This is a genomic window from Halomonas sp. ALS9, from assembly GCF_001651035.1.
GTDB lineage: Bacteria > Pseudomonadota > Gammaproteobacteria > Pseudomonadales > Halomonadaceae > Vreelandella.
This window is the reverse complement of record NZ_LXRG01000192.1, coordinates 252,552-267,882: the sequence shown is the minus strand read 5'-3', so window position 1 is coordinate 267,882 and position 15,331 is coordinate 252,552. Positions and strand designations below refer to the sequence as shown.

Genomic DNA, 15,331 nt, shown 5'->3' with positions numbered 1-15,331 from the left:
ATGGTCGACTACTTCTTACGCCACCGCGCCGCCAGCTATTTAATGACCGTGGTGCTGCTAGCGGGCGGCGCGCTATCATTTTTAGGCATGGGGCAGCTGGAGTTCCCCGAATTTACTATCCGCAATGCGCTTATCACCACGCAGTACCCCGGTGCGACGCCTGAAGAGGTCGAGCAGGAAGTCACCTCGACGCTAGAAGAATCGATCCAGGAGATGTCGTCAATCAAGCGGGTAAGCTCGGTGAGCTCCGATGGCCTATCGCAAATCACCGTTGAGCTCGATAGCACGGTACAAAGCGAAGAGCTTGAGCAACTGTGGGATTCGCTGCGCCGTAAAGTGCAGGACGCCCAGGCTGCGCTACCGCCAGGGGCGAGTCAGTCCCGCGTTAACGACGATTTTGGCGATGTATTTGGCTTTATGGTCAACCTGACCGGCGATGGCTATAGCATGCCGGATCTTGCGGATCACGCTGACTTTCTCAAACGCGAACTTGCGCTGGTTAATGGGGTCGCGAAGGTATCTCTGAGCGGGGAGCACGAAGAGCGCATCTATATTGAAGTTGATCGCGAGCGCCTGCGTGCACTCAATATCCCCCTTTCTCGCCTGCAGCAGTTGCTTGAGACTCAGAATGCCGTGGCGGATTCAGGACATCTTAAACAGGATGGCCGTCGTTTCCGTATCACGCCGACGGGCAGCGCAGCGAATATTGAAGACCTGCGTGCGCTGATTGTCAGCGAGGGCGATGGCGAACTGGTGCGGCTAAGCGATATTGCCGATGTAAACCGCGAACTGGCGGAGCAGCCCCAGCAGCTTTACCGCGACATGGGTAGGCCGGCGATCTCGTTGGGCGTCTCTTTTGAAAGCGGCGTCAATGTGGTTGAAGTGGGGGAACGGCTACAGCAGCGTCTGGCTGAACTGCAAACCCGCACGCCACTCGGCATGGAGTTGAACGTCGTTTACGACCAACCTCAGGTGGTCGATGAGGCGGTGTCGGGCTTCTTAATGAGTTTGCTGCAGGCCGTGGCCATTGTCATCGTGGTGCTGATGCTATTTATGGGTTGGCGCAGTGGCCTGTTGATGGGATTTATCCTACTGATCACCATTGTCGGCACCTTTATGCTAATGCGCTTTCAAGGTCTGCAGCTCGAAAAAATCTCGCTGGGGGCGCTGATTATCGCCCTCGGCATGTTGGTGGATAACGCCATTGTAGTTACCGAAGGCATGCTGGTGGGGCTTAAGCGGGGTCAAAGTATCCGTGATTCAGCGCACCAAGTGGTTAGCCAAAACGCCTGGCCCTTGCTGGCGGCTACGCTGATCGCGATTGCGGCCTTTGCGCCCATCGGTTTATCGCCAGACACCACCGGTGAGTTTATCGGCTCGCTATTTTTCGTGCTGCTCTACTCACTGCTGCTGAGCTGGATCACGGCGCTGACGTTAACGCCGTTCTATTTCAAGCTGTTTTTCCGCAATGTTGCTCCCGGTGACGGTCAGGAGGATCCCTACAAAGGTGTGGTTTATCGGTTTGTAGGCCGCGTGATTATCGCTGGTATTCGTTGGCGCTGGTTAACCTTGGCGTTGATGGTGGCGGTGTTGGCGGGTGCGGTGGTCGGCTTTGGTTCGGTTAAGAATGCCTTTTTTCCGGCCTCGAATACGCCGATCTTTTTTGTCGATTACCGCACCCCGGAGGGCACCGATATCCTCGAAACCCAGCGCCGCGTTAGCGAGCTGGAAGAGAGCGTGATGGAGATGCCGGGGGTTCGTCACCTGACTACCACCGTGGGCGGCGGGGCGCAGCGCTTTACCCTGACTTATTCGCCGGAAGACCGCTACGCAAGCTATGCGCAGTTGATTGTCGAAACCGACGATAAAGCGACCCAGCACGACCGCATGGCCGACGTTGAGAAAGTGCTGGAGCGCGATCATAGCGATATCGACTATAAAATCGCCCCGCTAGAAGTTGGCCCCGCGCCAAAAGCCAAACTAGAGGCACGCTTCTACGGCAGCGATCCAGCGGTGCTACGCCAGTTGGGTGACCAGGTAGAGGCCATGTTCCGTGATACGCCGCACATGACCAGCGTGCGCACCAGTTGGCGTAACCGCGTGCAGGTGATTGAGCCCGTCTTTCTTGAGGATACCGCGCGCAGGTTGGGTGTCTCCCGTGAAGACCTGGCCAGCACTCTTGCCCTGAGTACTAGCGGCAGCCAAGTGGGTGTGTATCGCGATGGCAGCGACCTGATACCAATAGTGGCGCGGGCAATCCCCGAGCAGCGTCACGATGTGGATAACCTTGGCTCACTTAACGTGTGGAGTGATGAGCAAAGCCGCTATATCACCGCCGATCAAGTGATCAGCGATATCACCACCCAGGCGGCCGACCCGCTGATTATGCGCCGTAATCGCGAGCGCATGCTGGCGGTGTACGGCGAACCTGACCCGTTAAGCGGGGTGACCGCCGCCAGTGTATTGGCCGAGATTCGCCCTAGAGTGGAAGCGATAGATCTACCCTCGGGTTATCGGTTGGAGTGGGGCGGTGAATATGAAACCGCAGGCGAAGCGCAAAGCGGGCTATTCGCTTCGCTACCGCTGGGCATCGTGATGATGTTTATTCTTACTGTGGTGCTGTTCAATAACTTCCGCCAACCGCTGGCCATTTGGTCACTGGTGCCATTAACCATTATTGGCGTCGTCGGCGCGCTGTTGCTCACGGGTATGCCGTTTTCGTTTATGGCACTGCTGGGCACGCTAAGCCTGATCGGTATGGTGATCAAGAATGCCATTGTGCTAGTTGAGGAGATCAATGTGCAGCTACCGCTGCATCAAGACCGCTACCATGCCGTGGTGCAGGCGGCGGTTAGTCGGGTTAGACCGGTGTCGATGGCCGCGTTAACCACCATGCTGGGGATGATCCCGCTGATTAGCGATGCCTTCTTCGCCAGCATGGCGGTCGCGTTGATCGGTGGCCTCGGTGTCGCCACGCTATTAACCCTAATTGTACTGCCGGTGGTTTATTGCGTGTTCTACCGGATTCGCATACACCCCGATAAATAGTCCCGTCGTTACCCGCTTCTTTGTCACATCACCGAGGCTTGGCGAATCCACGCTTCGGTGACGTGACGATCCTCGCAGCATTAAATTTTTTCTAAATTAGACTAAAGTCTAGATGCTATTAGCCGATAGCATGTCTGTTGAAAATCAAACGGTTGATTTAATTTAGTCTAATATCGCTGGAATTTCTCTAGCTAGATTATATAGATGGCCAATAACTAATCTAACCCTGGAGCTGTTCCGCATAATGAATCGCATGCTTAGTAATATCTCAATTAAAATGAGTTTAACGCTTGTTTTGGTAATTTTTTCACTGTTAATAATAATTATTGCGTTTCTCGGCCATCGAGGCGGAGAAGAAGGAAGCTCATCCCTTAGAGAGGTCGACCGTGCAGCAGACCAAATGCGCTCAGTTAGCCGAGGGCAGCTATCAATTGCGAACGCTCAACTTTTTTACTTGAATAGCTATGTCGCGGCTTATGAAGGTGACTCTCGCGCAGCGCGTGATTACCTGGCTGAAGCACAGGGGATGCAACAGGCAGCTCAAGAATACTTTTCGCAATTTGAATCAATCGCTATTCAGACGCCCTTTGTGGAAACTTTAATAGCCAATTTCCAGGGCTTGACGGAACAGGGATTGATGCCCCAAGAAGCGGCGTTGGCAGCAGGTGATGAAGCACAGTTTCGCAACGCAAGAGAGACTGCCAGTGATTTAAATCAGCAGTTTATCGATGCGAGCATTGCCTACAACGATTACATGGCAGAGCAAAATGGACTAATGATCGATGACTATGAAAGCGATATGCAGTTGATTGGTTATATCGATTTAGCTGTGCTTTTGATTGCCGTGCTAATGGTTCTATTTGTGCGCATCGCCATGGTGGGCTCTATCGTAAAACCGCTTAACGAGGCGGTGGCGAACTTTGAGCGAATTGCTCAAAACGACCTGTCGGGCAGGATCAGTGACCGCGGGCGTAACGAGATCGGTAAACTGTTTAGCGCCATGCAGCATATGCAGAGCAATCTAGCTAAAACAGTTTCGGAAGTACGCGATAGCAGCGGTTCGATTCATATCGGCGCGCGTGAAATTGCCAGTGGCAACGCCGATCTATCGTCGCGTACTGAGCAGCAGGCATCTTCGCTGCAAGAGACTGCCGCCAGCATGGAGCAGTTAACCGCGACCGTTAAACAAAACGCCGATAATGCCCGTCAGGCCAGTCAGCTAGCGAACGACGCCTCAAGCACCGCAAGTAACGGTGGCGAAGTGGTTGAAAAAGTCATTACCACCATGCACGGTATTACTAATAGCTCGCAAAAAGTGGCGGATATTATTAGCGTTATCGACTCTATCGCCTTCCAAACCAATATCCTGGCGCTTAACGCCTCCGTAGAAGCGGCGCGGGCAGGCGAACAGGGCCGTGGTTTTGCCGTGGTGGCGAGTGAAGTGCGTAACCTGGCAAGCCGCAGTGCCGATGCCGCCAAAGAGATCAAAGTACTGATTGAGGCATCAACAACCCAAGTGAAAGAGGGCTCGGCATTAGTCGAAAGCGCCGGTGTGACGATGCGAGATGTGGTCTCCTCGGTGCGCCGCGTGACCGATATTATGGATGAGATCTCCGCGGCATCCCAAGAGCAGAGCTCGGGCATTGAACAGGTCAACCAGGCGGTTGCCCAGATGGATGAAGTGACCCAGCAGAATGCGGCCCTGGTTCAAGAGGCCTCTTCAGCGGCAAGCTCACTGGAAGAGCAGGCGGCACGGCTTGAAAGCGTCGTCTCGGCCTTCCGTTTAGTGGAAGATGGGAGCCTTATACAACACGCCCCGCTCATCTCGTCCCAGCAATCTCCTCAACGACAGCCCGCGCTTGTGCGGCCAGCACCGCGTAGTCAAAAAGCGCACAGCGCGGATCAGGACTGGGAAGCTTTTTAGGCCTCAGGCTATATTTGGCTTTCACTCGCTCAACGGCAGTGATGTGCAAGAAAAACCGGCAAAACCTAACGTGCGGGTGAGAGATCACCTGCGCGAGTCTTTATGAGTGGGTAAATTACTTAGACAATAGTTAGTTTGCAAACAGGGTAATTGTTAAAAAGTATGAACTCTATGTTTTAAGTTGGGTGGGAGTTGTAGTATTCAATAACCCAAAAGGGTACTGAATTTTTCCTTAAATAGGATTAGCTAAGCTCCCCAGTCAACTTAAAGCAGACCGACGCATTAATGCATCGGTATAGAGACTATAAGCCCATGAATCGACTACTTAGCAACACCTCAGTGAAAATGAGTTTGACTCTCATACTCGCTATTTTCTCGATAATAATACTAATAATTGCTTTTCTCAGCCACCAGTCTAGTAAACAGGGGGATATAGCCCTCGTCAATTTGGACGATGCGGCAATGCATCAAATGCTACCTCTCAATCGTGCTCAACAGTCGGTAGCGAATGCACAGCTTAACTATATGAATAGTTTGACCGCGAGAGAGGAGGGTAACGCCCGTTTAGCCCAGGAGTACTTGGAGCGAGCACGAACCTTTCAAATTGAGGCACAGGACTTTTTTACCAGCTTCCAATCATATGACCCTCATGCTTTACAGCCAGCTCTTGCAGACGCCGTGGTGACTACCTTCAACAGCCTTATGCAGCAAGGAATAATACCGTTAAGCGAGTCCGTTCAAGCGGGTGATGATGTTGGACTAAGAGCTGCGCGAGAGGCAACAAGTACTTTGAACCGTGAGTTTATCGCTGCAAGTAGTGCTTTTAGTGATTACTTGGTGGATTACGCTGACCAACTGGTAGACGACTACGAAAGTGAGACGCAGTTCTTTGGGTACATTGAGTTGGCAGCCCTGATTATCGCTGCGTTAATGGTGCTATTCGTTCGCATCGCCATGGTCGGCTCTATCGTAAAACCGCTGGACGAGGCAGTGGCGCACTTTGAACGTATCGCTAAAAATGACCTTTCAGGGAAAGTCAGTGATCGTGGGCGTAATGAGATTGGCAAGCTGTTTATCGCTATGCAGCATATGCAGAGTAATTTGGTCAAAACGGTTTCGGAAGTGCGTGATAGCAGCGGCTCGATTCATATCGGCGCGCGTGAAATTGCCAGCGGCAACGCGGATCTATCGTCGCGTACTGAGCAGCAGGCGGCATCGCTGCAGGAGACTGCCGCCAGCATGGAGCAGCTAACCGCTACCGTTAAACAGAATGCCGATAATGCCCGTCAGGCCAGCCAGTTGGCGAACGATGCGTCCAGCACGGCCAGTAACGGTGGTGATGTGGTTGAGCGCGTAATTACCACAATGCATGGCATTTCAGGCAGCTCACAGAAAGTTGCTGATATTATCAGCGTTATCGACTCTATCGCCTTTCAAACCAATATTCTGGCACTCAATGCCTCGGTGGAAGCAGCGCGGGCGGGCGAGCAAGGGCGTGGCTTTGCCGTGGTGGCCAGCGAAGTGCGTAATCTGGCGAGCCGCAGTGCAGATGCCGCCAAAGAGATCAAAGCACTGATTGATGCCTCATCAACTCAGGTGAAAGAGGGCTCGGTATTAGTTGAAAGCGCCGGCGAAACAATGCGCGAGGTGGTCGCTTCGGTGCGCCGCGTGACCGATATTATGGATGAAATCTCTGCGGCATCTCAGGAGCAGAGTTCTGGCATTGAGCAGGTCAACCAAGCGGTCGCCCAAATGGATGAAGTGACCCAGCAGAATGCGGCGCTGGTGCAAGAGGCTTCTTCGGCAGCAAGCTCGTTGGAAGAGCAAGCGGCGCGGCTTGAAAGTGTCGTAGCATCCTTCCGTTTAGTGGAAGGTGGCGCGGCAACTCATTCCGCGCCTTTGGCTCCGGCCAAGCCGCAGCAAACGTTGCTTCGGCCAGCGCCCCGGTTAGCGCAGTCGAAAAGTGCTGCGGATAACGAGTGGGAAGAGTTTTAAGTCCACCCCTTTCTTGTCGGGCCGCACTACCCCCTCTTAGCGGCTGTGGTGATGTCGTAAGAGGGGGCGTTTCGCGAATACTTAGTTATTTGATGAGCTTAGCGCCGCTGATACTTCATCGATTTGCAGGGCTAAGCTCTGCAAACCACCGCCAGAGAGATACCACAGCGCGGGTGTTAACATGACAACCCGCGTTTTTTCAGCACCCGCTTCTAAAAGCATTTGCGCTATGGCATCCGCGTCTGCGGCCTCATCGCCAATCGCCGCGCTGCGATCAACCACCAGCACAACTTCCGGATCAATGTCACTAATCGCCTCGGGTGAAAGTGGAGTAAAGGTGCGTGTGCCACGGGTTTCGCTTGTCACGCTATCGGGCATCTCAAGCGCTGCTATGCCCAGTACATCGTGAACCACCGGGTGTTGGTTGAGCATCAGGTTGCCGCCATTGTGGGTGACCACTAGCGTGCGGGGAGCGTTGCTTAGTGTTTCGCGTTGGGTCTCGATCTCGTTGTGCAGGATTTCAAGTGCGTCTTCCGCTTCAGCTTCGGCTCCTGTCTGGCTGGCTAGCTCGCGAACGTTGTCATCAAAAGTAGTGAGGTAGTTATCGCCTTGCAGGCTTGTGTTGAGCAACGGGGCAATCTCGCCAAGTTCGTCTTCCCACTCTCCTTGACGACCGGTGTAGAGAATTAGGCTGGGATCGCTTTGGCGAATGGCGTCCATATCTGGAGAGCGCAGACCACCAATATCGGCGTAGGTCTCTTCTGCATACTGCTTTAGATAGCCGGGTAGGCTAGATTTAGGTACGCCCACCACCTGATCGCTTAAACCTAAAGCATCCAGTGTATCCAGGCTGCCTAAATCGAAGGTGGCGATACGCTGGTCGGCGCTCGCGGCGGCGCTGGCCAGAAGTAGCGTTGCAGTGAGGGTTGTGAGAGCGGTTGTGGTGATAGCTGCGTGCTTCATTGAGCTTCCTTTATGAGAAAATATTCTATATGCGATAGCTTCTCATACTGTCAAGGAAGTTGCCTCTTGTCGCTATTCGATTATGGAACAGCATGTTGCGCAAAACGCGCCCGCCCTCATTGGTTGAGGGCGGGCGGCTGTGAGTGGTTGTTTAAAACAGTGCTTAAGAGGCAACCCGGAAAGGGTTACGCGGGTCATTATCCCAGGCCAGGAAGGGTTGGCCTGTCTCTTGAGGCACCATGGTGATGCAGTTTTCCACCGGGCAAGTGATCTGGCAGAGGTTACAGCCCACGCACTCCTCTTCAATCACTTCATAACGTCGCGCACCGCCTTGTTCAGTGAGTTTGGCAATCGACTGGTGGGAGGTGTCCTCGCAGGCGATATAGCAGCGGCCGCACTCGATGCACAAATCCTGATCGATCTTGGCGATGGTCTTGAAGTTGATATCCAGGTGTTTCCAGTCGGTGGTTTGCGGTATTGCCTTGCGGGAGAACGCCTCAATGGAGTCGTAGCCTTTTTCCGCCATCCAACGAGAGAGGCCATCTTTCATCTCTTCCACAATCCGAAACCCGTTGAGCATCGCCGCCGTACACACCTGAACGCTGCCGGAACCGAGGGCGATAAATTCCGCTGCATCCCGCCAGCTGGAGATGCCGCCAATACCGGAAATAGGCAACGTTGGCGTTGCCGGGTCGCGGGCAATTTCCGCCACCATATTCATCGCAATGGGCTTCACCGCACTGCCGCAGTAGCCGCCGTGCGTGCTTTGATGGCCCACGGTGGGTTTGGCGACCATATTGTCCAGGTCGATGCTGGTGATCGAGTTGATGGTGTTGATCAGCGAGACCGCATCGGCGCCGCCGCGCAACGCCGCCTGGGCACCCACGCGAATATCGGTGATGTTGGGGGTGAGTTTGACGATCACCGGCTTGGAGTAGTGCTTTTTGCACCAGTAGGTAACCTTCTCGATCAGGTCGGGGTTTTGGCCCACTGCCGCGCCCATGCCGCGCTCTGGCATGCCGTGGGGGCAGCCCAGGTTAAGCTCGATACCGTCCGCGCCGGTGGCTTCCACTAGCGGCAGAATATAAGCCCAGGCTTCCTCGTTGCAGGGCACCATAATAGACACGATCAGCGCGCGGTCAGGCCAATCCTTCTTCACCTGGGTGATCTCTTTCAGATTGATCTCCAGCGAACGGTCGGTAATCAGCTCGATGTTATTAAAGCCAATTACCTCGCGGTTTTTGCCGTAGTGGGCGGAATAGCGTGAAGAGACGTTTACCGCTGGTGGCTCTTCGCCAAGGGTTTTCCATACCACGCCGCCCCAGCCCGCTTCATAGGCGCGCACCACGTTATACGCTTTATCCGTGGGCGGCGCCGAGGCCAGCCAAAACGGGTTGGGGGCTTTGATACCGGCGAAATTTACCGAGAGATCAACCCCATTAACAATGCTATCGCCGCTGTTTTTCTTACCTGGGAAAGAGAGAGGGGTGGTGTTCATGCGGCCTCCTGCTTGGCGGCAAGCGCTTGATGAATGGCGTGGGCCGCTAACTTGCCGTGCTGCACGGCCTGTACGGTGAGGTCCTGGCCGGGTTTGATGCAGTCGCCGCCAGCGTAAACATTGGGCAGTGACGTTTGGAACATCTCATCGACGTGAATGCGTTCGCCGTCGCGAGCGAGCTCGGCGGCGGTAGCATCGCTTAGACTTGCGGCTTCGAAGCCTTGGCCGATAGCGGTGAAAATGGCATCGGCGGTGATCTCGAAGGTTTCCCCGGTGGTAGTTAATCGCCCTGCTTGATCGGAGGTCTTGGCAAAGCGCATGCCTGCGATCCGGCCCTGACCATTCAACAGAATCTCGTCGGGCTGCGCCCAGGTGATCATGCGCACGCCGTTGGCTTTGGCGATCTCCTGCTCGTGGTCGGTGGCGGACATAGCCTCCACGCCACGGCGGTAGACCAACGTTACTTCGCTTGCCCCTAAGCGCGCCATTTGGGTGGCCATATCAATGGCGGTATTGCCTGCACCAATCACAATGCAGCGCTTGGCCACGGCCAAACTGCTCAGGTCGTCGGTTTGGCGCAGGGTTTTGATGTAATCCACGGCGGGCATCAGGCCGGGCGCGTCTTCGCCCGTTAGCCCTAAAGAGCGGCTGGCACCCAGGCCCAAGCCTAGGAATACACTGTCGTATTGCTTGTGTAGCGTGGAGAGTTCGAGGTTATCGCCAAGGCGCTGCCCGTACTGAATATCAATACCGCCGATATCGAGCAAAAACTCCACTTCCTTGCGGGCAAAGTCGTCGGTCATCTTGTAGCGGGCAATGCCGTACTCGTTGAGTCCGCCGGGTTTCTGTTCGGCCTCAAAAATGGTTACTTGGTGGCCGAGTATGGCCAATCGATGGGCGCAGGAGAGTCCTGCTGGCCCGGCGCCAACCACGGCGATATGACGGCCGGTGCTGGCGGCACGCTTAAATGGATGGCTATCAAACTGCATGTTATCGGTGGCGTGGCGCTGGAGTAGGCCAATCAGCACCGGCTGACACTCGGCGTCGTGGTTACGCACGCAGCTGCGCTCGCAGAGGATTTCGGTGGGGCACACTCGGGCGCAGCTGCCGCCGAGGATATTGGCTTCCAGAATGGTTTCTGCCGCACCGTTGATGTTGCTTTCGCTTATTTGGCGAATAAAACTAGGAATATCAATATCCGACGGGCAAGCCTCGACGCAGGGGGCGTCATAGCAGTACAGGCAGCGCTGGCTTTCGATGATTGCCTGGCGCTGGGTTAACGGTGGATGAAGATCGCTAAAATTGTTTGCCAGCGTTTGCGGGTCGTAAGTGCCGACCTCTTTTGCGCTGGGTAGGTGGTTCAATTGGCTAGTCACGGTAGAGCCTCCACTGTTTTTATAAAAACAACAGTTATTAAGCGCAAGCTAATGTTTGACGGCTATCGTTTAACGGCGACGGGGGCGTTAAGTTCGGCACGCTTAGCCAGCAGCTCGAACACACCAGGGTAGGCGGGGCGTTCCAAATAGCGGCCTGCACCGCGCTCGGCGCGTAGGTCACCGTCGCGCCACACCCACTTACCTTGGCTAATGGTGTGGCGGGCAATGCCGCGCACCGTTTTGCCCTCGAAGATATTGAAGTCGACGTTCTGGTGGTGAGTCTTGGCGGAAATCGTGCGGGTGCCGTTAGGGTCCCAGACCACGATATCGGCATCGGAGCCGACCTGAATCGCGCCCTTGCGTGGGTAGAGGTTAAAAATCTTAGCGGTATTGGTGGAGGTAATGGCGACAAACTCTTGGGGCGAGAGCTTGCCGGTATTGACGCCCTCATCCCAGATCACCGCGAGGCGGTCTTCGACCCCTGCGGTACCGTTGGGGATCTTGGTGAAGTCGTCTTTCCCGGCGGCTTTCTGTTCCTCACAGAAACAGCAGTGGTCGGTGGCAGTAGTTTGCAGATTGCCGGACTGCAGGCCCTGCCACAGCGCTTCCTGGTGGCCTTTGGGGCGGAAGGGTGGGCTCATGACATGAGCGGCTGCAGTGGCCCAGTCGGGGTGTTGATAGACACTATCGTCAATCACCAGATGCCCTGCTAAGCACTCGCCAAACACCGGGTGACCCTGCTGGCGGGCGTAGGCAATTTCATCGACCGCGTCTTTGGTGGAGACATGTACCAGGTACACCGGCGCGCCCAGGGTAGTGGCAATGCGAATAGCCCGGCTTGCGGCTTCGCCCTCTACTTGAGGCGGGCGAGAAAGGGGGTGTGCTTCCGGCCCGGTAATGCCCTGGGCGAGCAGTTTTTGCTGCATGTGGTAGACCAGCTCGCCATTTTCGGCGTGTACCGTGGGCACCGCGCCCAGCTCCAAGCAGCGTGAAAAGCTCTCCACCAGAATGTCGTCGGTGGCCATGATGGCGCCTTTGTAGGCCATAAAGTGCTTGAAACTGTTCACGCCGTGCTCGCGCACTAAGGTGCCCATTTCTTCTTTAACGCTTTCATCCCACCAAGTGACCGCCACGTGGAAGGCGAAATCGGTGGCGGCTTTTTCTGCCCAGCCCTGCCAGGTTTCAAAAGCTTCCAGCAGCGATTGGCCGGGACTGGGAATCACGAAGTCGATAATGGTGGTGGTGCCACCTGCCATGGCCGCGGCGGTGCCGGTGTAAAAATCCTCACTGGCGACGGCGCCCATAAACGGCATCTGCATATGCGTATGGGGGTCGATGCCGCCGGGCATGACTAGCTGGTCGCTGGCATCGACAATTTCACAGTCAGCAGGGACGTCTAAGTGAGTGCCGATAGCGTGGATTTTTCCGTCGATACACAGCACATCAGCGCGGTAGGTATCGGCGTGGGTGACCACGGTGCCGCCCTTGATTAATAGGCTCATGGTTAGCTCCTTTGGGGTTTTATTAACGGGGCTACTCGCCATCGGTTAAGCGGGTGTAGGTTTCTGGGCGGCGGTCGCGGAAGAACTGCCAGTTGTTGCGTACCTCGCGCACCATGTCCAAATCGATTTCGTGAACCAGCAGTTCATCTTCGGTCTCACTGGCCTGGGCCTCGATTTTGCCGCGTGGATTAACGATGTAGCTGGAGCCGTAGAAGTCGCCGATATTCCAGGGTGCTTCGGTGCCGACGCGGTTGATGGCAGCGATAAAGCAGCCGTTGGCGGCGGCGGAAGCGGGCTGTTCAAGCTCCCAAAGGTATTGAGAGAGCCCGGCGACGGTGGCGGAAGGGTTAAAAATCACCTCGGCGCCATTCAGTGCCAGTGCTCGCCACCCTTCGGGGAAGTGGCGGTCGTAGCAGATATACACGCCGATTTTGCCGTAGGCGGTGTCGAACACCGGCCAGTTGGATTGACCCGGCTTGAAGAAGAATTTCTCCCAGAAACCGGCGACTTGGGGAATATGGGTTTTATGGTATTTGCCTAGATAACTGCCGTCGGCATCGAATACGGCGGCGGTGTTGTAGTAAACGCCGGTTTCGGTCTCTTCGTACACCGGCACGATAATGACCATTCGGTGCTCGGCGGCGAGTTTTTGCATCATCTGACAGGTGGGGCCTTCCGGTACCCGCTCAGCGGCGGCGTACCATTTGCCGTCCTGGCTGGGGCAAAAGTAGGGCTGATTGAATACTTCCTGGAAGCAAAGTACCTGTACCCCCTGCTCAGCTGCTTGCTCAATCATCGGAAGGTGCGCTTCGTTCATCGCGTCGCGGATGGCTTCGGGTTCCAAATCGGTGCTGGTTTTTAGGCCCATTTGAATCAGGCCGATTTTCATCTTCTGCATAAGACACTCCCTCTGGTGTTTGATTCTGATTGTTGATTTGAAGCGTGTTTAGGCGTTGAGAATTAATATTATAAAGCTGACCAATGCGACAGCTTTTGTTGAAAGTATCGCTGGCTTGGTGGTTTTAGCAAGTCTTAAAATTCTATTTATACAGTCGCGTTTAACTCTTTGAGTTTGCTTGTTTTTATTTTTTTGAGCAGTGATATTCCCTTTTTTGGTGAACCCTTGCACCGTTTTGATTGATTTATTTTTTACTTTAAAATCATGTGTTTATTATATTTATAATGAATGGTTGGTAGATTTTTTTGTTTAATATTGGTGCAAATATTTTTTTTGACCTAGCTTTGTTTAATCGGTTTTTGTTTGAGGTGGAGAGGGTTAAAAGGTAACAAGCTAACAATAATATTGTTGTCCATGAAGACAGTTTTTTAATCAAAGAGTTAGTTGCCCTGCTTTTATGGGTAGGCACACTTATTGCTTGGCTTTTAAAAGGATGGTTTCTAAGAGCGATGATTTCTAAGCGTCTTTTGAACAGCTCCACTGACCGTGGGAGTGATGGGCAACGCAATGCTGAGGAGATAAAAAATGACCGAAACAACCTCACAGATGGTGGATCGAGGCGGACTAATAGAGCTTGATGTAGGGGACGACGTGCGCAGTAGTTCACGCTTCAATGAGGATATTGCCCCTACCCAGGCCAGCGAACGCACCTGGAGTAAATGGAACATTGCCGCACTTTGGGTAGGTATGTCGATCTGTGTGCCCACCTATACCTTGGGCGGGGTATTAACGGCCTACTTCGGCTTGAGCGTGGGGGAGGCCCTGTTCGCTATTCTGTTAGCCAACGTGATCGTACTGATTCCTCTCACCTTAAACGCCTTTCCTGGCACAAAATTTGGAATCCCATTTCCCGTGGTGCTACGCTCATCGTTCGGTATTTTAGGCTCCAATGTGCCCTGTCTAGTTCGCGCTTTAGTGGGCTGCGGCTGGTTTGGCATTCAAACCATGTTTGGCGGACTTGCTATTCATCTGCTGCTCTCCGAGTTGATTCCCGCTTGGGCTGCGCTTGGCGGCGTGGGCGAAGTGATCGGCTTTTTTGTCTTTGGCGCGATGAACCTCTATGTGGTCATTCGTGGGGCAGAATCTATTAAATGGTTGGAGACCCTAGCTGCGCCGCTGTTGTTAGCCGTTGGTGTGGGGCTGATGATCTGGGCGTGGCCCAACATGTCGATGACCGAGCTGCTGGCACAGCCGCCTTCGCGCCCGGAAGGGGCATCGGTGTATGGCTATTTCTTCGCAGGCTTAACCGCCATGGTGGGCTTTTGGGCCACGCTGTCGCTGAATATTCCCGATTTCAGCCGCTTTGCCAAAAGCCAAAAAGATCAGATTGTTGGTCAAGTGATTGGACTGCCGCTGACGATGTTTTTCTTTGCCGCGCTTGGTGTGGTGTTAACCGCTGCTTCCGAGACGCTGGTGGGCCAAACGGTTGCTGATCCGGTACGTTTGATCGGCTATATCGACAGTCCTTTCTGGGTGGTGTTAGCGATGCTGTTGATCATTATCGCCACTATTTCTACCAATACGGCTTCTAACATCGTCTCGCCGACCAATGATTTTCAGAATATTGCGCCCAAATTGATTAACCAGACGCGCGGCGTGCTGATGACGGGTGCGGTGGGCGTGCTGCTGATGGGCTACGATCTGCTGCAAAAAGCGGGTGTTATTCCACCTGGGGTCTCCCTTGAGCAGATGTACTCCAACTGGCTACTCGGCTATTCAAGCCTACTCGGGCCCATCGCGGGGATTATGGCGGTGGATTATTTCCTGATTAAAAAGCAGCGTTTGGATATCCCGAGCCTGTATATGGACAACCATGCCTATCCTGCGGTCAACATCGCGGGTTTTATCGCCTTTGGCGTCCCGGTGCTGCTCACCTTGATTTCGCTGTTAACCGGCACGATGAATTGGTTTTATGACTACGGCTGGTTTACCGGTTCGGCGCTGGGGGCCATTGTTTATTATGTGGCAAGCCAAGTATTTGCGTCATCGCCTCAGGCAGGGCCTGCGCCGATTATGGCTAGTGAGGCGACAGAGCAAAGTTAGACCATTAAACCGGCTCCGTGCCGG

Annotated in this window: 9 protein-coding genes; 4 read left to right on the top strand and 5 right to left on the bottom strand. The window is 54.2% G+C overall.

All coding sequences use genetic code 11. The annotated features are described in order from the left end of the window. The 3 genes from A6R74_RS15120 (at position 1) to A6R74_RS15110 (ending at position 6,967) form a co-directional block, all read left to right on the top strand. Entirely contained in the window at positions 1 to 3,048 is a 3,048-nt protein-coding gene (locus A6R74_RS15120) for an efflux RND transporter permease subunit (protein WP_064235307.1), read from the top strand. Between the two features lie 244 nt (positions 3,049 to 3,292). Beyond that, entirely contained in the window at positions 3,293 to 4,972 is a 1,680-nt protein-coding gene (locus tag A6R74_RS15115; RefSeq protein ID WP_064235306.1) for a methyl-accepting chemotaxis protein, read from the top strand. Between the two features lie 312 nt (positions 4,973 to 5,284). Then, positions 5,285 to 6,967, top strand: a complete 1,683-nt coding sequence (locus tag A6R74_RS15110) for a methyl-accepting chemotaxis protein (protein WP_064235305.1) — start codon at positions 5,285 to 5,287, stop codon at positions 6,965 to 6,967. 81 nt (positions 6,968 to 7,048) lie between these two features. Here the strand turns inward: A6R74_RS15110 and A6R74_RS15105 are convergent, their stop codons facing one another. The 5 genes from A6R74_RS15105 to A6R74_RS15085 form a co-directional block, all read right to left on the bottom strand. Beyond that, positions 7,049 to 7,930 carry an ABC transporter substrate-binding protein gene (locus A6R74_RS15105; protein ID WP_064235304.1) on the bottom strand — a complete coding sequence of 294 codons (882 nt, stop codon included), beginning with the start codon at positions 7,928 to 7,930 and terminating at the stop codon, positions 7,049 to 7,051. A gap of 163 nt (positions 7,931 to 8,093) precedes the next feature. Continuing rightward, positions 8,094 to 9,428, bottom strand: coding sequence for an NAD-dependent dihydropyrimidine dehydrogenase subunit PreA (gene preA / locus A6R74_RS15100; RefSeq protein ID WP_064235303.1), 1,335 nt, complete (start codon positions 9,426 to 9,428; stop codon positions 8,094 to 8,096). Continuing rightward, positions 9,425 to 10,804: an NAD(P)-dependent oxidoreductase gene (locus A6R74_RS15095; RefSeq protein WP_064235302.1), complete on the bottom strand. Its 1,380-nt coding sequence runs from the start codon at positions 10,802 to 10,804 to the stop codon at positions 9,425 to 9,427. Before A6R74_RS15095 ends, preA begins: the two co-directional genes overlap by 4 nt. Positions 10,805 to 10,866: 62 nt before the next feature. Then, complete coding sequence (gene hydA / locus A6R74_RS15090) at positions 10,867 to 12,306, bottom strand: dihydropyrimidinase (RefSeq protein WP_064235301.1); 1,440 nt, start codon at positions 12,304 to 12,306, stop codon at positions 10,867 to 10,869. Positions 12,307 to 12,337: 31 nt separating this feature from the next. Continuing rightward, a complete protein-coding gene (locus A6R74_RS15085; protein ID WP_064235300.1) occupies positions 12,338 to 13,204 on the bottom strand; it encodes a nitrilase-related carbon-nitrogen hydrolase in 867 nt (288 codons plus the stop codon). Between the two features lie 585 nt (positions 13,205 to 13,789). On the opposite strand from A6R74_RS15085, the gene A6R74_RS15080 reads away from it, so the two are divergent. Then, complete coding sequence (locus A6R74_RS15080) at positions 13,790 to 15,307, top strand: NCS1 family nucleobase:cation symporter-1 (RefSeq protein WP_064235299.1); 1,518 nt, start codon at positions 13,790 to 13,792, stop codon at positions 15,305 to 15,307. Positions 15,308 to 15,331 lie beyond the last annotated feature (24 nt).